The sequence below is a fragment of the Flavobacterium sp. GW823-FHT06G12 genome (genome assembly GCF_058794775.1).
Genome location: NZ_JBXAHE010000005.1, coordinates 316,868 through 339,497, shown reverse-complemented (window position 1 = coordinate 339,497; position 22,630 = coordinate 316,868). Strand labels below are relative to the sequence as shown.

Annotated in this window: 18 protein-coding genes and 2 tRNA genes; 6 read left to right on the top strand and 14 right to left on the bottom strand. The window is 32.7% G+C overall.

What is annotated here, in order from left to right:
* Positions 1-28: 28 nt before the first annotated feature.
* On the bottom strand, positions 29-1,126 hold the full coding sequence (locus AC1Q5Z_RS19900; protein WP_198854390.1) for a fatty acid desaturase family protein: 1,098 nt from the start codon (positions 1,124-1,126) through the stop codon (positions 29-31).
* A 107-nt stretch (positions 1,127-1,233) separates the two neighbouring features.
* Here AC1Q5Z_RS19900 and rsmG point away from each other — a divergent pair, with 107 nt between their 5' ends.
* Complete coding sequence (gene rsmG / locus AC1Q5Z_RS19895; protein WP_343587591.1) at positions 1,234-1,863, top strand: 16S rRNA (guanine(527)-N(7))-methyltransferase RsmG; 630 nt, start codon at positions 1,234-1,236, stop codon at positions 1,861-1,863.
* Between the two features lie 52 nt (positions 1,864-1,915).
* On the opposite strand, the gene AC1Q5Z_RS19890 is transcribed toward rsmG, so the two are convergent.
* From AC1Q5Z_RS19890 to map, 8 genes are all read right to left on the bottom strand, one after another.
* Positions 1,916-2,647 (bottom strand): hypothetical protein, encoded by a 732-nt coding sequence (locus AC1Q5Z_RS19890; protein WP_198854388.1) that lies wholly within the window; start codon positions 2,645-2,647, stop codon positions 1,916-1,918.
* A 300-nt stretch (positions 2,648-2,947) separates the two neighbouring features.
* Positions 2,948-4,573, bottom strand: a complete 1,626-nt coding sequence (gene pruA, locus AC1Q5Z_RS19885) for an L-glutamate gamma-semialdehyde dehydrogenase (RefSeq protein WP_343587588.1) — start codon at positions 4,571-4,573, stop codon at positions 2,948-2,950.
* Positions 4,574-4,726: 153 nt separating this feature from the next.
* Positions 4,727-5,113: a Co2+/Mg2+ efflux protein ApaG gene (apaG, locus tag AC1Q5Z_RS19880; RefSeq protein WP_008467225.1), complete on the bottom strand. Its 387-nt coding sequence runs from the start codon at positions 5,111-5,113 to the stop codon at positions 4,727-4,729.
* Between the two features lie 79 nt (positions 5,114-5,192).
* On the bottom strand, positions 5,193-6,446 hold the full coding sequence (locus tag AC1Q5Z_RS19875; RefSeq protein ID WP_343587585.1) for a type IX secretion system plug protein: 1,254 nt from the start codon (positions 6,444-6,446) through the stop codon (positions 5,193-5,195).
* 75 nt (positions 6,447-6,521) lie between these two features.
* Entirely contained in the window at positions 6,522-9,425 is a 2,904-nt protein-coding gene (locus AC1Q5Z_RS19870) for a DEAD/DEAH box helicase (RefSeq protein ID WP_343587583.1), read from the bottom strand.
* Between the two features lie 119 nt (positions 9,426-9,544).
* Complete coding sequence (locus tag AC1Q5Z_RS19865; protein WP_111376726.1) at positions 9,545-10,318, bottom strand: class I SAM-dependent methyltransferase; 774 nt, start codon at positions 10,316-10,318, stop codon at positions 9,545-9,547.
* Positions 10,319-10,398: 80 nt separating this feature from the next.
* Positions 10,399-10,773 carry a GxxExxY protein gene (locus AC1Q5Z_RS19860; RefSeq protein WP_308067187.1) on the bottom strand — a complete coding sequence of 125 codons (375 nt, stop codon included), beginning with the start codon at positions 10,771-10,773 and terminating at the stop codon, positions 10,399-10,401.
* A 66-nt stretch (positions 10,774-10,839) separates the two neighbouring features.
* Entirely contained in the window at positions 10,840-11,658 is an 819-nt protein-coding gene (map, locus tag AC1Q5Z_RS19855) for a type I methionyl aminopeptidase (RefSeq protein WP_198854383.1), read from the bottom strand.
* A gap of 204 nt (positions 11,659-11,862) precedes the next feature.
* On the opposite strand from map, the gene AC1Q5Z_RS19850 reads away from it, so the two are divergent.
* Positions 11,863-13,113 (top strand): DUF445 domain-containing protein, encoded by a 1,251-nt coding sequence (locus AC1Q5Z_RS19850; RefSeq protein WP_198854382.1) that lies wholly within the window; start codon positions 11,863-11,865, stop codon positions 13,111-13,113.
* A 184-nt stretch (positions 13,114-13,297) separates the two neighbouring features.
* Here the strand turns inward: AC1Q5Z_RS19850 and gpmI are convergent, their stop codons facing one another.
* Together gpmI and AC1Q5Z_RS19840 are read right to left on the bottom strand one after the other, a co-directional pair.
* The gene (gpmI, locus tag AC1Q5Z_RS19845) at positions 13,298-14,815 is read right to left on the bottom strand and encodes a 2,3-bisphosphoglycerate-independent phosphoglycerate mutase (protein WP_492446533.1); all 1,518 of its coding nucleotides are present in this window, start codon (positions 14,813-14,815) and stop codon (positions 13,298-13,300) included.
* A gap of 140 nt (positions 14,816-14,955) precedes the next feature.
* Positions 14,956-17,385, bottom strand: a complete 2,430-nt coding sequence (locus AC1Q5Z_RS19840; protein WP_492446531.1) for a DUF5916 domain-containing protein — start codon at positions 17,383-17,385, stop codon at positions 14,956-14,958.
* 303 nt (positions 17,386-17,688) lie between these two features.
* On the opposite strand from AC1Q5Z_RS19840, the gene AC1Q5Z_RS19835 reads away from it, so the two are divergent.
* Positions 17,689-18,414: a murein L,D-transpeptidase catalytic domain family protein gene (locus tag AC1Q5Z_RS19835; protein ID WP_198854379.1), complete on the top strand. Its 726-nt coding sequence runs from the start codon at positions 17,689-17,691 to the stop codon at positions 18,412-18,414.
* Here the strand turns inward: AC1Q5Z_RS19835 and AC1Q5Z_RS19830 are convergent.
* Positions 18,403-19,986 carry a L,D-transpeptidase family protein gene (locus AC1Q5Z_RS19830; RefSeq protein WP_343587575.1) on the bottom strand — a complete coding sequence of 528 codons (1,584 nt, stop codon included), beginning with the start codon at positions 19,984-19,986 and terminating at the stop codon, positions 18,403-18,405. The genes AC1Q5Z_RS19835 and AC1Q5Z_RS19830 overlap by 12 nt on opposite strands.
* 1 nt (position 19,987) lies before the next feature.
* Positions 19,988-20,425 carry a GNAT family N-acetyltransferase gene (locus tag AC1Q5Z_RS19825; protein WP_343587572.1) on the bottom strand — a complete coding sequence of 146 codons (438 nt, stop codon included), beginning with the start codon at positions 20,423-20,425 and terminating at the stop codon, positions 19,988-19,990.
* 134 nt (positions 20,426-20,559) lie between these two features.
* On the opposite strand from AC1Q5Z_RS19825, the gene AC1Q5Z_RS19820 reads away from it, so the two are divergent.
* Positions 20,560-20,632: transfer RNA gene (locus tag AC1Q5Z_RS19820), tRNA-Gly, on the top strand.
* Between the two features lie 94 nt (positions 20,633-20,726).
* A tRNA-Gly gene (locus AC1Q5Z_RS19815) sits at positions 20,727-20,799 on the top strand.
* A 134-nt stretch (positions 20,800-20,933) separates the two neighbouring features.
* Here the strand turns inward: AC1Q5Z_RS19815 and pepE are convergent.
* Complete coding sequence (gene pepE, locus AC1Q5Z_RS19810) at positions 20,934-21,641, bottom strand: dipeptidase PepE (protein ID WP_492446528.1); 708 nt, start codon at positions 21,639-21,641, stop codon at positions 20,934-20,936.
* A gap of 163 nt (positions 21,642-21,804) precedes the next feature.
* Here pepE and AC1Q5Z_RS19805 point away from each other — a divergent pair, with 163 nt between their 5' ends.
* Positions 21,805-22,590 (top strand): carboxypeptidase-like regulatory domain-containing protein, encoded by a 786-nt coding sequence (locus tag AC1Q5Z_RS19805; protein ID WP_343587567.1) that lies wholly within the window; start codon positions 21,805-21,807, stop codon positions 22,588-22,590.
* Positions 22,591-22,630: the final 40 nt, after the last annotated feature.

The following is a 22,630-nucleotide window of genomic DNA, read 5'->3' as shown; positions in this document are numbered from 1 at the left end:
TTAATTATTAATAGATTTTTTTTAGTTGCTAAACCGCTAATTTTGGTTTCATTCCCAAATCGCGTAAATGCTTAAAGTGAGCAATAACAGCACTTCGCATTGTTTTGTATTCATAATATGGTAAATCACATTCTTTTGCTGTTTCTTTTACAATTTTTGCAATTTTACCGTAATGAATATGACTGATATTTGGAAAAATATGATGTTCTATTTGATGGTTTAATCCTCCAGTATACCAATTTACAATTGCATTTTTAGGCGCAAAATTAGTTGTTGTGTATAATTGGTGAACCGCCCAAGTATTATCCATCTCTCCTAATTCATTAGGAGTTGGATTTGTAGTATGATCCACAACGTGTGCCAATTGAAATACCACGCTCAGGATTAATCCTGCGGTGTAATGCATTGCGAAAAATCCAAGAAGCACTTTCCACCATGTGATCCCGATTAAGATTGGTAAAACAATCCATATCGAAACATAAATCATTTTGGTGATGATTAAAGTGGTCCAAAGAATCTTCGGGCTTTTTGGCTCGCCATAAGATAATTTTCTTTTTAAGTAGTTTCTCATTTGCTTAAAATCGGTAGTTAATGCCCAATTAAATGTCAATAAACCGTATAAGAAAACAGAGTAATAATGTTGAAAACGATGAAAGCGATGCCATTCTGCATGTTCTGTAAAACGAATAATCCTTCCTGCATCTAGATCCTCATCGTGACCAGGGATATTAGTATAAGTATGATGAAGAACATTGTGTTGTACTTGCCAGTTATAAACATTTCCGGCCAAAACATAAATTGTTCCGCCCATAAATTTATTAATCCAGCTTTTTGTAGAATAAGAACCATGATTACCATCATGCATGACATTCATTCCAACACCAGCCATTCCAATACCCATTACGATTGATAAAAGCAACATTACCCAAAAAGGCATGTTAAGCGTAAGGATTAAAAAGTACGGGGTTAAAAAAACAGCAAATAGAATAACAGCTTTTAAATGTAACTGCCAGTTTCCGGTTTTTTTTATATTATTTTCTTTAAAGTAATTGTTAACGCGAGAGTTAAGCGTTCTAAAGAACTTTAAATTGTCTTGCCGTGCAAAAGTTGGAGCAGTGTTATTCATAATTGTTTTAAATAGATTTCAAAGGTAATTATTATAAATTCTCAATTTGCAAAATTGAGTTAAATATTTCAATCGTAAAGTAGTACTTTTGTTAAAAATTTAGAGCAATGGATGAGATATTGAAATATTTTCCAAATTTGACCGATCTTCAAATCGAACAATTTCAAAAATTAGACTTTTTATACCACGATTGGAATGAAAAAATCAATGTTATTTCGCGTAAAGACATTGATTCATTATATACAAAACACATTTTGCACTCATTAGGAATTGCAAAAGTTATGAAGTTCGAGCCAGGAGCAACTGTTCTTGACGTTGGAACAGGAGGAGGTTTTCCGGGCATTCCGTTAGCGATTCTTTTTCCTGAAACGCGTTTTTATTTGATTGATGTTATCGCAAAAAAAATAAAAGTAGTTCAAGGCGTTGTAGATGCATTAGAGTTGAAGAACGTAAAAGCAGAACAAAAACGTGCTGAATTAGTAAAAGGCGATTTCGATTTTATCGTTAGTCGAGCTGTGACCAATATGCCCGATTTTGTTTCATGGATAAAAGATAAAATTAAAAAACAGCACAAGCATATTTTAAAAAATGGAATCCTGTATTTAAAAGGTGGTGACTTAACAGAAGAATTAAAAGATTTTCCAAATGCTACTTTATATGATTTGGCAACAATATTTGAGGATGAATTTTTTGAAACCAAAAAAGTGGTGCATCTTCCTTTAAAATTTAAGCCTTAAATAAAAAGAACCCGATTAGTATTTTCTAATCGGGTTCTTTTTCAATTAAAAATTAGGAAGCTTTCTTTGAAAAATTAAGAAAGGTATTTGCCTTTGGATCTAAATTGTCAATAAAATTGTGAATTGCATTTTCTGATGCTTCAACGCTATATTGAAATTCCGGGTCAAAGAAAAATTCTCTCGAAATTAAAGGTTCATGTGAAGAATCATAAATAGCTTCATCACTTTCGTCCAATTTATCATTTTTATACGGATTAGGATGAGAATGAGTCAACTTGATAATAGTTTGTTCAAACCAATTGTTGAAATTCTTTCTTTTAGGTGTAATATGATATGCTAGCAGAACCAGTCCAACAAGGTCATTTTGTAAAAAGAATGAACCTTTTCTGTATCTAGCATCAATTATTCTAACATTCATTAGAGCAATCCAAAGTGCTCCATCTACCGAACCATTTGCTGGTATTTCAAATTCGGTATCAAATAATAAAGGATTTGTCTGCTCAAGATTATTAATAGAGCACCAAAGTGCCTCAATACGTTTTTGTGTGTCGTGCGTAGCTTGACTATAACCCGTAAAGCGCCAGTAAATCCACTCTAATAGTGCTGCTGTTAGCCCCATAGAACCTTTATGATTAATCTGCATTAAAGTCTTTTCAAGTTCTTCATTTCCTTCGACGCAATCTAAAAGTTTATTTATTTTCTTTTTTGTCCATTTATAATTAATTGGGTGGCCTATACTTTTTGATTCCATAATAACTTTTGGAACATTGTTTAAATTTCTCATGCTTATATAGTTTGTTTTATAATATCTCTTAATGTTGTTTAATATTGAAACAAATTTATGAGGATAAGTTTTTTTTGAACGGAACAATAAGCTTTAAAAGTATCAAAATAAGGTATTTGTGTTTTTAAAGTGTTGATTTATAATTAAATAAGAAAAGTATTACAAATAATATTTACGGGAAAAACTTGAAAAATTATCACTTATTATAATAGACATTTTGTCGATTTTTTTGCTACAAAAGCAAAAGCGGGAATTTCATTTGAAATTCCCGCTTTTTATAATATAAACTCTAAAAACAGATTATCCTAAGAAAGGGTATCTGTAATCTTCTGGAGTTACAAAAGTTTCTTTGATAGTTCTTGGAGAAGCCCAACGCAATAAGTTCAATGCAGAACCTGCTTTATCATTAGTTCCAGAAGCTCTTGCTCCGCCAAATGGTTGCATTCCTACAACAGCTCCAGTTGGTTTGTCGTTAATGTAGAAGTTACCTGCAGCGTTTTGTAATTTAGTTGTAGCAACTTCAATAGCATAACGATCTTGGCTAAATACGGCTCCTGTTAAAGCGTACTCAGAAGTAGTGTCAACTAATTCAAGAGTTTCTTCCCATTTAGCATCTTCGTAAACGTAGATTGTGATAACTGGTCCAAATAACTCAGTTTCCATTGTAGTATATTTTGGGTTTGTGGTTACAATAACCGTTGGTTCAATAAAGTATCCAACAGATTTATCATAATTTCCTCCAACGATAATTTCAGCGTCAGCATCTTTTTTAGCTTGGTCAATATAGCTAGCTAATTTATCAAAAGAACCTTCGTGAATAACTGCTGTAATGAAGTTTCCGAAATCTTCTGGAGATCCCATTTTCATAGATTTTACATCAGCTATTAATTGCTCTTTTACAGCTGGCCATAAACTTTGTGGAATATAAGCTCTAGAAGCTGCAGAACATTTTTGTCCTTGGAATTCAAATGCTCCACGAGTAATTCCTGTAGCTACTTGTTTTACGTTTGCGCTTGGGTGAGCAATGATAAAATCTTTACCTCCAGTTTCACCAACGATTCTTGGATACGTTTTGTAATTGTTAATGTTTGCACCAATTTTAGACCAAATATCTTTAAATACGTGAGTTGATCCTGTAAAGTGAACACCAGCAAAATCACGGCTAGCCAAAACAGTATCTGTAATCATTAAAGCATCTCCGAAAACTACGTTGATAACGCCGTCTGGAACTCCAGCTTCTTTGAAAACATCAACGATAACTTTTGCTGAAAATACTTGGCTATCACTTGGTTTCCAAACTACAACGTTACCCATCATAGCTGCGCTTGCAGGAAGGTTTGCAGCGATAGCAGTAAAGTTGAATGGGGTAATAGCGTAAACAAATCCTTCTAAAGGTCTGTATTCTAAACGATTCCAAACAGTAGAGTCTGATTTTGGTTGATCGTTGTAAATTTGAGTCATGAACTCAACATTGTAACGTAAGAAGTCGATTAACTCGCAAGAAGAATCGATTTCTGCTTGGTGAATATTTTTAGACTGACCAATCATTGTAGCGGCGTTAATGCGAGCTCTGTATGGTCCAGCGATAAGTTCAGCAGCTTTTAAGAAAATAGCAGCACGTTGTTCCCATGCCATGTTTGCCCATTTTTTTCTTGCTTCAAGTGCGTTTGCAATTGCTTTTTCAATATGTTGTTTTTCAGCTAAATGGTATTTTCCAACAACATGTTTGTGGTCGTGTGGAGCTGTAATGTTTCTTGTGTTTCCAGTTCTAATTTCTTCGCTTCCAATATATAAAGGAACGTCAATTTGAGAATTCCACATTGTGGTATAAGCAGCCTGAACAGCAGCTTTTTCTGGTGAGTTTGGTGCGTAGCTTTTTACAGGCTCGTTTACCGCTTTTGGTACATGAAAAAATCCTTTAAGCATGTTATTTAAAATTTGTGAATTAGACAATTTAAAGTCAGACGATTTGTTTTGTTACGAATAATCTAACGCTGCACAAAAGTACAAAGGATAAATTAATAAATTGACAATTTTATGATTAAGATAACGATAAATGCTATAGATGTAAACTATATCTTAATTTAATGCAAAAGGAGCACACATTCTAAAAGTCGGAACAATTACTTTGAATGTTTTTGTTGTAGTAAAATTGATCATGTTAAAATGACCTTTCATTGCGCCGTAAGGAGACGATAATAAACAGCCAGAACTGTATGTATGGTTTTCGCCAGGTTTTAGAACTGGTTTTTTACCAATTACACCTTCACCGTCTACCACTTCCAAATCATTTAAAGAATCAAAAATTTCCCAGTGGCGAGAAGTTAATTGTACAGAATCTTTACTATGATTTTCGATGGTAACTACGTAGCTAAAAGCAAAATGAATCTTGTAGTTCTTGAAGTATGTACCTTCAAAACTAGTCAAAACAGATATTTTTATGCCTCGTGTAATTTGAGAAACCATACTAACGCCGTATATATGTGAGTGTTATAGTGGCAAAGCTACGAAAAAAAATCGTTTAACCTAAAACCTTAACATTGTTTTAATTGACTATATTGATAGAGTTTGCATTTCCTTTTCCAATTACACGCTGATAACGATCTGTTGCTTCTTTGTAATAAACCAAGATGGTGTACTCGTTTTCAGTCTGATAAAAGTTTCCGTCAATGGCATTTTCAAAATCAATAACCCCTTTTTTGTCTGCAACGGTATATTGAAAATTAGTAAAACCCTGCTTAATCATAATGGCTTTTTCAAAAACTGCTTTATCAGTATTGTAATCCATTTTGTATTCTGGAGAAAGGCTGTAATTATTGAACATTCCTGTAATATAAATATCTTTATTCATTCTAAAAGCAGGAGCAGAAAGCGTAAAATAAACCCAAGCATAATCAGCTTCAATATCGTTGTTAGATCCATTAATGTTCTTTACTACAAAGTTTCCGTTTACATCTTCATAATTAGTATAAATCTGATTTCCTCTTGCGGCATTGGTGTATAAAAATGAATTATAGATATCATTGTTCGAGCCTATTTTAGCAACATTATTACTGGCTGCGCGAATGTCTTTATTTTCAAAATATAAAAACTCATTTCCTCCCCAAAATTGAGTTTCTTTGTCATATTTGTAAATAAGCTGATTGCCAATGGTGTATTGAGGAACAATGTTTTTTATCTCAGTTTGAAAGTTTCCATTTTGCAATAAAAGCACTTTTACATTCTGCAATGGAGTCTGAAAAGCAATATCATTTGATAAAATTGTAAATTCTAGATTCTGCTTGTAATCAATATTACTCAGATTACGGCTTCTTTTTACTTGTACTCCAACGGTACAATGATTTTCATATAAAATAAATTTTCTTGAGAAAACGAGTTCCCGATCTTCATTTAAAATCCGAAGCATATAATTTCCCGAAAGACGTATTTGTTGTGTAAACTGATTCGGAAAAGTAAGCCTGTAATGAGTATATACTTGAAGTGTATTAAACGAATTAGAAAAGTCTGTAATTCTCTGATTATCCATACCAACAACGTAGTCTGTTTTTGGAATAGCTGTTGGAATCCAATTGTAATCGCAATGAATGATTTCAAAATAATAATTGGCTTCATTGCCAAACAAATCATCAAATTGAAATGAAAATCCAGAACCCAATTCGAAAATTGGCGTAACATTACTTCCATTTTGAATAAAAGAAACCGTTTTAATATTATAAGGAGGATCAATTTCTTTTTCTTGAGCTTTCGCTAAAGTGAAAATAAAAAGGAAAATAAAGCTTGTATATAAAAATTTTGGCATCGTATTTTGTTGTAAGATTTGTAAATATAACAATTTTATACAACGAAAAAGATGCCAATCTGTTGGGTTTAACAATTACGAGCCTAAAATGTATTCTAAGTTACCTTCAATCTCATCATTGATGTAACTTTCTTCCAAAAGAGAATCTGATAATAGCTTTTTATTTTCTTGAAGTTTGATGATTTTTTCCTCAACTGTGTTTTTCGAAATAAATCGAACAACGTTAACTTTATTCATTTGTCCAATTCTATGCGCACGTCCAACGCCTTGTTTTTCTGCGAAAGGATTCCACCAAGGATCCAAGAATAAAACGTAAGAAGCTTTCGTAATATTTAAACCAACTCCACCTGCTTTTAATGAAATAAAGAACAATAACGGATTTTCTTTTTCCTGAAACATCTTCACCTGTTGTTCTCTTTTATCTGCCGGAGTTTCACCAGTAATTTCGCAGAATTCAACTTTGTTTTGCTTACACCAATCGGTATAAAAATTCAAATTGGTAACAAACGAACTGAAAATGATTACCTTTTGTTTTGCTTTTACCAAGTTTTCTAGATAATTAGTAACAGCAATAAATTTTCCAGAATCAATTTCAGAATCTGCATCAACCATTTTTGGGTGATTACTTAACTGACGCAATTTCATCAACGTATTAATAATGCTGATTTTATCAGGAGATCCATCTGTTTTGAGTAAGAAATTACGAGCTTTAGATTTTTCTTTTTCGTATAATTTTTCCTGTTCAGGATCCATGTCGCAGTAATAAATCTGCTCTGTTAATTCTGGTAAATCTTTTAAAACCTGTTCTTTGGTTCGTCTTAAAATATAAGGTTGGATGAGGTTTTTTAATTCTGCTAAAACTTCTTCATTCTGTTTTTTCTCAATCGGATTTTTGAAATTTTCCATGAAGAAGGCATAAGTTCCCAAAATATCAGGATTGATAAACTGCATTTGTGACCATAAATCGTCGAGCGAATTTTCGATCGGTGTTCCACTTAAAGCAATTTTGTGTCCCGTACTGATTTTATTTATAGCTTTAAAAATCTTAGAATTTTTGTTTTTGATATATTGGCTTTCGTCCAAAATCAGATAACGGAAATCATACTTTTCTAAAATTGAAATATCACGATGAATAATGCTGTAACTTGTAAAAATCAAGTCGGTCGAATTGATTCTGCTTGCTAAAGATTTTCTATCGTTACCAACATATTGCATTTTCGAAAAGTGAGGCGTGAATTTTCCAGCTTCATTAAACCAGTTAAAAACCAAAGAAGAAGGAAGAACAATTAGAGCTTTTAATGGTTCTCTTTCTACAGTTGTTTCGTTCGAAAACAAATCAAAATTGGTGGTTTTGGTTGTAAAACCTAATTGCTCTTGTACTGAAACCAAAACAGATAAAGTCTGCAATGTTTTTCCTAGTCCCATATCGTCGGCTAAACAAGCTCCCATGTTAGAATTGAAGTGCCCTAACAACCATTTTACGCCCTCAATTTGATAAGGTCGTAGAGTTGCTTTTATCAAGTCTGAAGCAGTAAATTCGGCCTGATGAATTTGATCTAAATCATTGTCAATTTCTGAAATTCCGTCTAAAGCTGTAAAATTGCTTTTGCGTAACAAAAGAACTCCATTTTCTGTTTTAGCCAATTTCGCCAAAGAACCATATTTGCTAAACCATTCTAACGGAATCAAAAAGTAGTTTCCGTCAGGTAATGCAAAAAGTCTTTCTTTGCTTTTTATATTCGGAATTATTTCGCTGAAATTGATTTTATAATTTCCAACGGTAATAATTATTTTAATATCAAACCAATCTCCAGTTGTTTCTTTAGAAGCAGAAATACTGTGGTTTTCAGTGATAATTTCTTTGCTTTCCAGTTTTAAGTTTTCAATGTTAAAGCCTAGATCTTTCAGTTTTTCTTTATTGTCAATTATCAATTGAATGTTGATATAAGGATCTGAATTTTCAGCATCAGAATTTAAACCAAATAATTCATTTTTGATTTTTTCTAAACCAACTTCGAATAGTTTTTCTGCATATGAATTTTCATCAGCGCTTCGTTTAAACTGAATGATTCGAGGTTCATTGGCAACGCTGAAATCTACAAATGAATGTGTTTTTTTAGTTTTGCTTCCATCAAAAATATATCCGTTATAATCAAAATAAAGATTGAGATAATAACAGTTTTTAAAGAAATCAAAAACAGGCTGAATCGTACAAGAAGCGATTTGGTCACGAAGTTCAATTTCAAAACCATTGGCATCAATGTCAATTTTTTTAGCTATTTCGGGAATGAAATTCTTAAAATAATCATCAACCAATTTTGAAGGAATCTCGATTGATTTTTTCTTTAAAAATGGAGTCAGTTTTTTACCGTTTAGCTCTTTTAATTGTCCTAGTTTTTTATTGACAATCAACCAGCCAGGTTCATCAGAAAGAATATCTACTTTATTGTCCATTGGCAAAAATGTAGTCTCGTTTTCTTTTAAAGAAAGGGTATAAGTGATTCCTTCTGAATGTTTATCGAACTGAATTTGAGGTTCAAAATCTAATGGATCGATGCTGACTCTTGAACGATAAAAATCTTTTTCGGGTCCTAAATCAATAGACAGCGGATATTGCTCTTGAACAATTAAACTGTAAAACGGACTTAAATTAATTTTTAAATGCTGGCGAATAGCAAAATCAATTTTAGAATCTTTCTGCAAATCGGCAATTGTTTTAGCTGATTTTACTTTTGCGCTAAATTTTTTAAATACAAATTCAGGTTTTAAAGATTCGCAAATAGTAAGAATCTTTTTTGAATTGTGATCTAAAGTTTCATAATCAATACCAAAACTCTCCAGCACGCCTTTGGTAGCTTTTTTGTCAAGATATTTGATTTCGCTTGTATTTTCGACAATATACGCTGTTGGGATATAGGCGTTCAGATTTTTTTCAAAACTGATGTCAAAACAGAACTGAAAGGATTTTGTAGGTTCCAAGGTTTAGGGATTTGGTTAGGCTTGTATTTTAAGATTGGGCAAAAAAAGAAAGAGTTTTCAAAATATCAATAATTTGAAAACTCTTTTTAATGAACTTATATCACTTGTTTGATGAAAAATTAGTTTTCCTGTTTAAAGCAAAGCGGAATAATTTCGCCCTTTGCTAAACAGTATTTTTCAACCAATTCTGGTGCAATTTTATTGGTATAATCTTCTTCGATAACAATAAAACCAATGCTTCTTAATTTGTCAAAATAATCGCGTCCGTAAACACGCACGTGATCGTATTGTCCGAAGATTTTAGCACGTTCTTTTTGATCTGTAATAGAATCATCTGCAAATGTAACTTCACGAGATAAATCTTGAGGAATCTGCAAAATTGCCATTCCGCCAGGCTTTAAAACTCTGAATAATTCCTGCATTGCTTTTGTGTCATCAGGAATATGTTCTAAAACGTGATTGCATAAAATAACATCATATTCATTGTCTTTGAAAGGTAAATTGCAGATATCTGCTTTTACATCTGCCAAAGGAGAAAGTAAATCGGTTGTTGTATAATCAAGGTTTTTTTGCTTACGGAATCTTTTATAAAAAGCTTGTTCTGGGGCAAAATGCAATACTTTTTTTGGCGCTGTAAAAAAATCAGTCTGATCGTTCAAATACAACCAAAGTAAACGATGTCTTTCTAAAGAAAGTGTACTTGGCGAAAGTACATTGTTACGTTGTTTTCCGTATCCGTAAGGCAAAAACGATTTAAAGCTTTTTCCGTCAATTGGATCTGTAAATTTATCTCCTTTTAAAGAGAAAGCTAAAATTGGACGCGCCACATAACTCAAACGAATTAATATTGGACGCGGGATTGTATTTAAAACTAATTTAAAAAGTTTTTTCACAGTTAAATAAATTTGAACACGAATTTCACAAATTGACACAAATTATTGTTGTGGTGAAATTTCACGAACTTTGATTTGGGTTATAATATTATTCTTTTGTACTTAAGGCTGTCTTCTCCAAAATTGACTAATAAACCAAGTTTGTTTTTTGATGCAGCCAAATAATTTAATGTTTGTTTTATCTCACTTGTTGTTAATGATGTAATTGCTTTAAGTTCTAAAATAATTTCATCAAAAATCACAAAATCTGCAAAATAGTAACTCGGTAATATAATGTCTTTATAAGTGATATTATATCTTAATTCTCGATTATAAGGAATTTCATTTCGTTTAAATTCATATTCTAAGGCATCACCATAAACCTTTTCACTATGTCCTTTTCCTAGAATTTTATGGACTTCCATACAAATCCCAATAATTTTATAGGATTCTTCTTTTAAATACAAATCACTAATTCTTCATTCTTTCATTTCAGTGAAATTTCGACAAAATATATTTCGTGTTAATTCGTGAAATTTGTGTTATAATACCAAAGGAACTTGTCTGAATTCGTCTTCTTCGTTGCTTTCGATTCCTAAAGCTTTGTAGATGTATTGGAAAGTAGATAATAATTCAGGTTTTCCGTCAACCAAAGCTACATCGTGCTCAAAATGCGCACTAGGTTTTCCGTCAGCAGTCAAGATTGTCCAGCCGTCTTTTAGTTGTTTAATGTTTCTAGTCCCCATGTTAATCATTGGTTCGATTGCTACGACCATTCCTTCAACAAAAAGCTTTCCTCTTCCTCGTTTTCCGTAATTTGGCATTTCTGGTTCTTCGTGCATTTTTTGTCCGACACCATGTCCGACCAATTCACGAACTACTCCGTAACCGTGAGCTTCAGTATATTTTTGAATCGCATTTCCAACATCTTCTACACGATTTCCAGCTTTAAATTCTCTAATTCCAACGTAAAGAGATTCTTTAGTAACGCGTAAAAGTTTTTTAACTTCTGGCGCAACTTCTCCAATTTCGAAACTGTACGCATGATCTCCGTGGTAACCATTTTTGAAAGCGCCACAATCAACCGAAATAACATCACCACTTTTTAGAGGAATATTATTAGGAATACCGTGAACAACTTGAGCGTTTGGGCTCATGCAAAGTGAATTTGGGAAATCGTACAATCCAAGGAAACTTGGAACTGCACCGTGATCACGAATAAATTCTTCGGCTAATTTGTCAAGATATAATGTGGTTACTCCCTCTTTAATTTCAGAAGCAATCATTCCTAATGTTTTTGATACGATTAAAGCACTTTCGCGCATTAATTCGATTTCTTCTCTAGTTTTCTGGATAATCATATTTTTCCCATTTTCAGTTGGCAAAAATACAATTTTTATCTCATTTTTTGCGCAAAATTTTTAGCCACGAATTTCGCGAATTTGCACAAACGATTTAGTCAAAGATTTTACGGTAAAACCAATTGGTGAAAATTGGAGGAATTCGTGGCAAAACTAATATCTCCAAAAAAAAGCAGTAAATTAGTAGTACAAACGCTTATAATTATGGAAACTATTATAGATCGAGATATTGCCAAAGTAAAAGCTCTTAAGAAAATGAAGAGAAATGCTTTGGGACTTTTGGGTATTGCAGTGCTGTTGTTTTTAATTGCTATTTATTTTAAAATTCCGATGCTGCAGGCTTTTAGCGAAGCGGCTATGGTGGGCGGAATTGCCGATTGGTTTGCTGTTGTGGCATTATTTCGACATCCGATGGGAATTCCGATTTGGCATACTGCAATTATTCCTACCAAGAAAAATGAAATAGGGGAGAATCTTGGGAATTTCGTTTCTGAGGAATTTCTGGATCGAGAAAAAATGGAAATTAAATTGGATGAATTTAATTTTGCGGTGAAAGCTTCAGATTGGATTTCGCACGAAGAAAATGCTAATAAAATAGCAAATGTTGTTACAGTTAATGTTATTCCTGGAATCTTACGAACGATTAAAGATGAAGATGTAAAAAGATTTATTCAGGTTCAATTTAAGGAAAAAATAGAAGGAATTAATTTCGGAAATTGGGTTGCTGTTGCTTTAGAACCTTTGCAAAAAGGAGAATTGAAAAATCAGATGCTGACGAATCTTCTCGAAGTTATGAGCACTGAATTGACTAATAATAAAGATTTAATTAGACAAAAAGTAAAAGCTTCGACTCCGCTTCTAAGTTTTGGATTGGCAGATAAAAGCATTACCGAAGGTGTTTTTAATGGCTTACAAGATTTTTTAAATGAAGCCAAAAAGCCAGAAAGCGCAGTTCGTTTAAAGATTGATGAATACATTTTTAATTTCTTAGAAAAGGTAAAGAATTCAGAAGAAATGAGAATTAAAATTAATGATATCATTTTGGGTTTTGTCGGAAAGAAAGAAGTTCAAGATTACATCAACGGAATTTGGGACGAAATTAAATTATCTATCACAAATGATTTGAGCAAAGGCGACGATTCTTCTATTAAAAATAGCATCGCAGGATTAATTCAGACTTTTGGAAATGGAATTAAAGAAGATGCAATAATGATTGATAAGATCAATAATTTCATTAAAAATGATTTATTATCAATTCTTTTAAATAACAAAAAAGTGATTGGGGATTTAATTTCTTCAACTGTAAAAAGTTGGGACGGAAAAGAAGTTTCTGAAAAACTAGAATTAGAAATAGGAAAAGATCTTCAATATATCAGGATCAATGGAACTTTAGTTGGTGGTGTTATTGGGCTTATTATTTATGGTGTGGAACAATTGTATCATTTGTTTTTATAATGTGACACTCTTAAATTTTGTTATTTCGACGAAGGAAAAATCTCTACAAGTAGCCCACAACGATAAGCCAATCTTTGTAGAGTTTCTCGCAAAGATTTCTCCTTCGTCGAAATGACAAAATAGAGATCAAAAAAAAGAGGCAAATTTTAAAAATTTGCCTCTTTTGTATAAAGAAAAATATTTTCTACAATAATGAATGACAAGTCATAGCATTTGGTTGTTGAACTCCCATTAATTCTAAAATTGTAGGAGCAATATCACCTAAAACACCATCTTGAATACTTTTAAGTTGTTTGTCAACTAAAATAATCGGCACTGGGTTTGTTGTGTGAGCTGTATTTGGAGATCCGTCAGGATTGATCATTGTTTCGCAGTTTCCGTGATCTGCAATTACAATTGTAGTGTAATCATTAGCAAGAGCAGCATCGATAACTTTTTTCGCGCAAGCGTCAACCGCTTCACAAGCTTTAATTGCAGCTTCCATAATTCCAGTATGGCCAACCATGTCACCATTTGCGAAGTTTAAACAAACGAAATCAACTTCACCTTTGTTCAATTCTGGAACAAGAGCATCAGCCAGTTCGTAAGCGCTCATTTCTGGTTTTAAATCGTAAGTTGCTACTTTTGGAGAGTTTCTTAATATTCTAGATTCGCCTTCAAAAGGAGTTTCTCTTCCTCCAGAGAAGAAGAAAGTTACGTGAGGATATTTCTCTGTTTCAGCAATTCTGATTTGTTTTTTACCAGCTTTTTCTAAAACCTCACCAAGAGTTTCGGTAATATTATCTTTATTGTAAACTACTTTTACGTTTTGGTACGTTTCGTCGTAGTTTGTCAATGTTACATAATATAAGTTTAGCTTGTGCATGTTTTGCTCGTGGAAATCTTGCTGAGAAAGTGCTTCAGTAAGTTCGCGACCTCTATCTGTTCTGAAGTTAAAGAAGATTACAACATCACCTTCAACTATTGTAGCAAGAGGCTTTTCGTTTTCATCAACAATAACAACAGGCTCGATAAATTCGTCCGTTACGTCTTTTGCGTAACTATCAAGAACACTAGCAACAGGATTTTTAGAAGGAGTTCCAACTCCATTAACCACAAGATCGTAAGCTAATTTTACACGCTCCCAACGTTTGTCGCGATCCATTGCATAGTAACGTCCAATGATAGAAGCAATTTTTACAGGAGTATCTTTAATATAATCTTCTAAATCGTGAATGTATTTTCCTCCAGATTTAGGATCAACATCGCGGCCGTCTGTAAAAGCGTGAATGTAAACTTGATCCAAACCATACTCTTGAGAAGCATCGATTAATCCGCGAAGGTGTGAAGTATGTGAGTGAACACCACCATCCGAAACTAATCCTAAAAAGTGTACTTTCTTATTGTTGTCTTTAGCGTAAGTAAAAGCATCAATCAAAACTTGCTCTTTTGCTAATGTTTTATGCTCTACAGCTAAATTTATTTTGGCTAAATCTTGGTATACAATTCTTCCTGCACCCAGATTCATGTGTCCAACTTCGCTATTTCCCATTTGTCCTTCTGGCAAACCAACATTTAATCCGTCAGTTCTAAGTTGTGCACTTGGGTAGTTTTTATAAAGACTGTTTATAAAAGGAACATTTGCATTGTCTATTGCAGATACTTTAGGGTCAGGAGATTTTCCCCAACCGTCTAAAATCATAAGGATAACTTTTTTGTTCATTACTTTTTGTTTTCTACAAAGATAAGTCATTTCTAAAAATAGGTAAGAAACGATTGTTACATTTATATTTAATAAAATGAAGCTCGATAAAAAATATTAATTTAATCGCAGAAGCCTTTATTTTTTAAAATTAATTCACCCTAAGCTCTTTTTCTGACTTTATTTTTGACGGCGTTGTAGTCAATAAAATATTTTACACTAATAGAAAAAATATGTTTTAGAGCATCATTATTTAATAATCCTGCAACATTATGTCTGTAGTCTTTATCAATAACTCGTTCAAAATTAGCTGCATTATTTCGGTACAAAGCAGAAAGCTGGCTACCTGGGGCAAACCACCAAGAATAAGATAAATCGGCATTCCAAGAATAAAAACTTGAATTTTTATTGTTGGTATACTGCGGATAGGGATTAAGATCTCCATTTGAATCTAAAATTAGAATGTCTTTATTATCGGCATAAGACCAATATTGACGGACAGCTAAATTTATTGTCATGGCACTGTTTACAGCATATTTGCCTCCTAAAGTATTAGAATAAGTGATAACATTTCTATTTGCAAAAATAATATCGTTTGGAGTTGTTGCATTATTGTCGCTATCAATTTGATCGATATAACCTTTATTGTTGTTTTTTCTAATATAACTAAAGAAGTAGTTTAGCAAAAGCTTATCGCTGAAACGATATCTCGGACCAATATCAAAACCATATGTAAGACGATCAGATTGGTCAAATATATTAAAAGTGCCATTTAAATCTATTGCAAACTTATGATTGTAATTGGTAGAAATGCTTCCCCAAGTGTCTATTCTTCTCGGAATTGCTACATATCTGTTCGCGGCACGCGGTTCATAATAATCGTAAGTTTCTAACGGATAAAAAGTAATGCCGGTTCCGTAATAGTTGTTTTTTACAGTTGTAAGGTTTAAATTGGCATTGACGCTATTATCCTGTAGTTTTCCAGATTCTTTATTGAATTCGGTATACATGTTATAATTAATCCTAAAAGTATTAAAACGTTTCGTCGGATTTAGGATTCTATAATTGGCATTTCCGTAAAAATTATAATAATTAGTGTAGAAATTAATACCCAAATCATTGGGATCGTAATCTTTTGTAACAAAATCTGAGCCTATGCTATATCTGTAGTTTCCGCTCGTTTCGGCCAAACCAATTGTAGAATAAACCCCGTTTTTGTCTTGAATATCGTTTATCATACTGTATTTAACATTTCCATACAAGCTATAGGTATTTGCTTTGGTGTTTAAGTCCCAAGCTAAACCAGTGACATTTGCATCTCTAACGTGGCCATTTCGAGTTACATTGGTATTGATAAAAGTAACCGACGAGTTTTTTCTAAAACGTTGGTCCAAGACCAATACATTATAATTCGTAAGCGGTTCAACGATTACTTGTCTTGTTTCGCCACTTTCTGTATTTTTTATAGTAGCAAAAGTTTTTTCCGTCACTGCATTTAGAACTCCAATTCCGAGTCCGTCTTTTGTTCTTCCCGATAATTTTAAGGCGTTCACCAAATTTACAGCAGCTGGCAATTCTGTAATTTCTTCATTTTCATTTAGCGAAGGATCAATTGATGGTGCGCCTCCAATTCTTCGTGAATAAAATATATTCCCTTTGCTAAATAAGTCCGTTCCTTCTGTAAAAAAGGCTCTATTTTCGTTAAACTGCTGTTCAAAAGGGCCAAGATTTAAAATCTGATCGTCATATTTTGTCTGTCCAAAATCTGGAATTAAAATAGCATCAACAGTAAAAGCATCTGTTATACCGTATTTAATATCCATTCCCCCTTTAATTGTTCCGTATGTTTTTTGTCCGTCAGAAGCATTCAAATAATAAGAAGCATAAGGCATAAAAAACAAACGAGTAGGAGGTTTTATGTTTTCAATTCCTTCTAAAGTTCCAGCTTGCTGCGTAAAAGTACCAATCTTTCTATCGACAAAATTCCAAGTGTATTTATAGCGATCGCGTTTGATTTCTCTAAAGAAATTAATTCCCCAAATTTGTTTGTTTTCTCCAGAAAAGCGTAGAGCTGAATACGGAATTTTCATTTCAACAATCCAACCGTTTTCTGTCAAAGAAGCTTTACTGATCCAAACAGCATCCCAAGAATAATCTTCCCCATTTGCATCGGTCATAATGCAATCACCTTGAACATCGGCTGCAGAAACATAAAACATAAAATCCTGTTGTCCGTCATTAAAACCATTTATAAAGACGCCAAAAAGATCTGCTGTTCCAAAATTATCACGCTGCGAGATTTCTTTTAGAATCTTAGATGGTTCGTTGTCATACATCATTGCGCCAACATAAATTGCATCATTATTATAAATGACTTTAACTTCGGTACGTTTCTCGTACGGAATAGCTTTACCATTGTCTGGTTCCAGCATGATAAAATCTGTGGCAATTGGTGCATTTTCCCAAGCGGGTTCGTCTAGTTTTCCATCAATAGAAATAGTATGAGAAGTTACTTGCGCCTGAATTGATTTTTTCTGGCCATAACTCAACATAGAGCATAATAGAAAAGTGAGGAAAATAATCTTTTTCATTGAATTTTTTGATGCGAAATAAATGGCAAATGTATTTTTTATAGAAGCAATAGACTAAATTTTATTCTATTTGTTACAGTTTATATTTCAAGATTTTCATTTTTGTTCATATTTTTTTAAGAAAACGGGTTAAAATGTTATGAATTTAACTATAAGATAAAATCTTACAGAAATAGTGTTTTTTATGTTAATAATGTTAAAGTTTAAGTAAAAAAGGCCTGAAAATCAGGCTTATATTTTGCAAGGTGTGATTTTTTTATATTTTTGCGATACCCAAATTTTTGTTTAACCTAAAGAAATTCAATGATTTACAAAATTTATCCGTTATTTGTGTTTTTGCTATTGTCTTTTGGAAAAGATTCAAAAAACACAGCCGATCTTAAAAAAAATGCCACTGTAAAGACGATTGCTAAAGTCGAAAAAGTTACAGTAGATTCTAAAATCGAGAGCGTTTATAACTCGCTAAATTCAAACAATTTTAAAATGCCTGAATTTAAAACTTTCACAGAAGCTTTAAAAGGATTTTATTTATTGAAAGAAAGAGGAGTGATCAAGAAAAATATCTTAACACTAATTGATTTTAGTTTGTCATCAAACACTAAACGTTTGTGGGTGATCGATTTAACTAGTAATACAATTTTGTTTAATTCTCTTGTAGCTCACGGAAGAAATACTGGAGAAGAATTTGCTTCAGCATTTTCAAATCTTAATTCATCATTTAAAAGCAGTTTAGGCTTTTATGCGACTGGCGAAATTTATCAAGGAAAACATGGTGCTTCTTTGCGTTTAGATGGTTTAGAAAATGGCGTAAATGACAACGCTCGCGAAAGAGGTGTTGTAATGCACGGCGCAGACTATGTGTCTGAATCTTTCATCAGAGATCATAAAAGATTAGGTAGAAGCCAAGGCTGTCCTGCAGTTCCAGTTGAATTGACAAATGAAATTATTCAGTTAATAAAAGACAAATCGTGTTTATATATTTATCATCCATCAAGAAGTTTCGAGATGGAAGAGAGGCTAATTTCTTAATTTCGCATATAAATCCGAATCTAAATCATAAATATCAGCTCTGAAAATGAGCTGATTTTTTTTGCTCCATGCTGTCCAATACCATTGGTACAAAGCATACTTTTTGGTAATCTTAAAACTCATGGTTGTTTTACTTGCAATAATGGTGTCAATTCTGTCTTGAGGCCAATTTCCGTCAACATCTAATATATGTTGAGCCAATTCCAGCGGATTTTCAACGCGAACACATCCCGAACTCATAGAACGATTATTGCGTCCAAAAATACCTCGGTGATTCGTATCGTGCAGATAAACACTGTGATGGTTTGGAAACAAAATTTTCATTAATCCCAATGAATTATCATAACCAGGACTTTGTACATAACGATAATTGTTGGGTTTGTTTTCATTCCAAGCCATTGGAGAAACTACTTTTCCAGAAGTATCATAAATCGTAATATTTTTATTAGCCAAATAATTGCGATTTCTTTTCATTGCTGGAACAACATCTTCTTTTAGAATTGTTGGAGGAACGGTCCAAGTCGGGTTGAAAACAACTGTTTTTAGGTAAGAAGTAATAATTGGTGTTCTTCTTTTGCTAGTTCCAACTACAACATTTCTAACCAAAGTTGTATCATTACTTTCAACAACATTTAAGCTGTAATCAGGAATGTTTATAATAAAATAGTTTTCAGCTAATTCTGATGTATACCATCTCCAGCGCTCCAAATTAGCAATTATCTGTTTTTTTCTATCCTCCTTAGAATGGTTTAAAGCGCGAATAGTTCCAACTCCAATAACTCCATCTGAAGCTAAACCGTGCCTTTCTTGAAATCTTTTTACAGATTCGAATGTTTTTTTGTCGTAAATCTTTGTAAGACTATCTTTTCCGGACATGTCGTTCCAGTACAAAAGCCTTTTTTTAATATTAACTAAAGCGGGATTTGTATCGTTTAAAACGATTTTATCGACAGATTCAATAGTTTTTACATTGTCATCTGGAAAAGTATTTATGATTTCAAGTGCTTTTAGTAACTCTTTGTAAATTTGAGTTTTAGGTTGAATGTTCTCAACAATGCTGTCTAGTTTGTTTTTGTTGAATCCTTTAATTAATACAGAATTCACATCAAACTCCTTTTCATCTAAATCCCAGTTGGTGTATATTTTTTTTGGGTCTAACTTTCCTTTATATAAATGATTTAAATATTTTTCAAAATTATAAGTCAGCAAAACATCATAAGAAGCCAAGTCTTTATCGCTGAGTGAAGCAATTTTACTCTCGAATTTTTTAAGTTGAGATATTTTGTAGTCCTCTGGCTCTAAGCCCAATTTATCTGATTCTTCTAATTGTGATAAAACAAAAGTTCTCTTTTTAAGATTTCCCCATATCGTATGATTTTCAGACCCAATATAAAATTGTTTTAAAGTTTCGCTTTTATAAGTGCCAATTATTGCAGTATCAATTTCAACTTTTCTTTCATCAGTAAGTATAATTGCTGGTACCGTTTTTTTTATAATAGGTGTAAGTTTTGGGCTTTCTTTTTTGCAGCCCACAAAAAGACATATTACTACTAAAGAGTAAAATTTTTTCATTTTATAATTTTTTAAACATCAAATAATGTTCGCCGACATCTTTAATATCAAATGCTTCACCTTGGGGCTGGTAATTCATTTTTTGATAAAAGCCTACAGCGGCTGTTCTGGCGTTAAACCAAATCAAGTCGACTTTGTTTTCATTGCAGTAGGTTTCGCAATGCCTTACCAAAGCTTCTCCAAATCCTTTTTTCTGATGAGTGTCTAAAACAGCCATTCCACGAATCTGCGCTTGATTTTGTGCGGCAAATATAGTGTTGATTTTTTCAAATAACGAAATAATTCCTATTAAATCTTCATCATCAAATAAACCAAAATGATGAGTAGTCTCTAAATCATCTCCTTCAAACATGCAACTTTCGATAGGTTTTCCTTTTCTTAAAACAGGTTGGCGAACAGCATAAGTCTCTTTTGATGGAATTTCTTTAATTGTGATCATAATTTTTTTAAAAATATTGTATTTATAACTTTTTAATTTTAAATCAGTTATAAAAAAATGTTGTTTTTCATTAATTTTTTTTGCTCAAAAGCTTGTTTTGAACTGAACTTTCTTTCTATATTTGCACAACCAATGCGAAAGTAGCTCAGTTGGTAGAGCTCCAGCCTTCCAAGCTGGTTGTCGCGAGTTCGAGCCTCGTCTTTCGCTCTAAAAGTAAATACGTTTTACTTATGTGAAAATAAATTTTTTGATTTTTATTTTGTTTTAAAAATTAATTTTTTTAAGTTTGCACCCTATTAATGCGAAAGTAGCTCAGTTGGTAGAGCTCCAGCCTTCCAAGCTGGTTGTCGCGAGTTCGAGCCTCGTCTTTCGCTCTTCAAAAGCCTCAAACATTGTTTGAGGCTTTTTTGTTTTCTATTCTTTTTAAAACCATATAAGTGATTTAAGTTGAAGTAAGTTTTTGAATTTAGCTTCTAAATGAACTTATATGACTTATATGGTTTTAAAATTATTTCAGATTGCTTAAGTCGCTTTCTGTTTCTAACTCTGTCGGAATTTCGTTTTGTCTGAATAAACGAGCGGACAAATCTCCTTTTAAAGTGATTTTTTCGCCTTTAACTTCTAACCAGCTTCCTTCTCTTAAGCCCAAGACTGGAATAGAATTGAATGCATGAAACTCTTTAATTCTGGTTTCGCGAGTTTCCCCCATGTGTTTAGATTGTAAATCGGCATCTAAATAATGCGGATTTAAGTTGAATGGAATTAATCCTAGAGTTTGAAAGCTTGGCGGATAAATAATAGGCATGTCGTTTGTGGTTTGCATCGACAAACCGCAAATATTGCTTCCTGCACTAGATCCAAGATAAGGAGTTCCGTTTTTTACAGTTTCAGAGAGTAACTGCATAATATTGTTTTTGTAAAGTTGAGTAACTAGTAAAAAAGTGTTGCCTCCGCCTGTAAAAATTCCTTCTGCATTTTTGACCGCGTCTTGCGGATTTTCAAATTCGTGAATTCCTTTAACATCAATGTTGATTGTTGCAAAAGCTTCAGCTGCTTTTTTTGTGTATTCGTCATGCGAAATTCCACTAGGGCGCGCATACGGAATAAATAAGATTGTTTTGCAGTTTTTAAAATGTGTTTTTAGCGTAGGCAAAATATATTCTAAGTAGTTGCCTCCGTGCAAGGTAGAAGTGCTTGCAATAATAATGCTTTTCATGGTTTTTAAACTCAAATTTTGTTTGTTAAAGATATTAAAAACTCTGTTTTTGTTTAAGTTTTTAATGGTTTAATTAACATATTTTTACCAAGTTCTTAATATTAAATTTGGAAGGACATGAGATATTTTTACCGTTTTAAGAATATTTCTAATTTATTTTATTTTGTTTCAAAAAATTACTTGTTTTTTAATTGTCGTGGCGAGCCAAGCTTGTTGGTCTCAAAGTCAGGATCGTTCTGTTTTTAATGGTAAAGTAGTTTCGAATACCTCTGATTTAGAGGGTATTTATGTAATTAATGCGCAAACAGAAGAAACAGTAATGACAAATTCATCTGGATCTTTTTCTATTTCGGCAAAAGAAAATGATGTTCTGGTTTTTTCTTCGATAAGCTTTAAAGAAAAAAGAGTTTTGCTGAAACAAGAGGATTTTTCAAACCTTAATTTTACGGTTAGCCTTAGTATGGTAATGTATCAATTGCAAGAAGTTGTTGTGAGACGATATGACAATATTAATGCTGAAAGTTTAGGGATAATTCCTATGGGGCAAAAGAAATATACTGCAGCAGAGCGCAAATTGCAGACCGCAACGGCATTAAATCCGACAGCAAATAGCGATTCAACGGCTGAAGGTTCTCTTATGGCTGGAGGTTCTATTTCTGCAGATCCGTTATTAAATTTTTTCTCAGGAAGAACTGCTATGCTTAAAAAAGAAGTTGCGGTTGAGAAAAAGGAATTTTTCATGAGACTTTTGGAGAATATGTTTAGTCTGGACCATTTTATTGATCGATTAAAAATTCCAGCAGACTATGTGAAAGGTTTTGAATATTATGCTATTGAGAATGATAAGTTTACTGTGATTTTGAATTCTAAAAATAAAACTTCTACAGAGTTTCTTTTAGGAGAATTGGCTGTAAAGTATAAAGAAATGATTGCTGGTGAGGGTAAGTAGGTTTATATCGATTATTGTTTTTTTTGTTTTTGTTCAGATT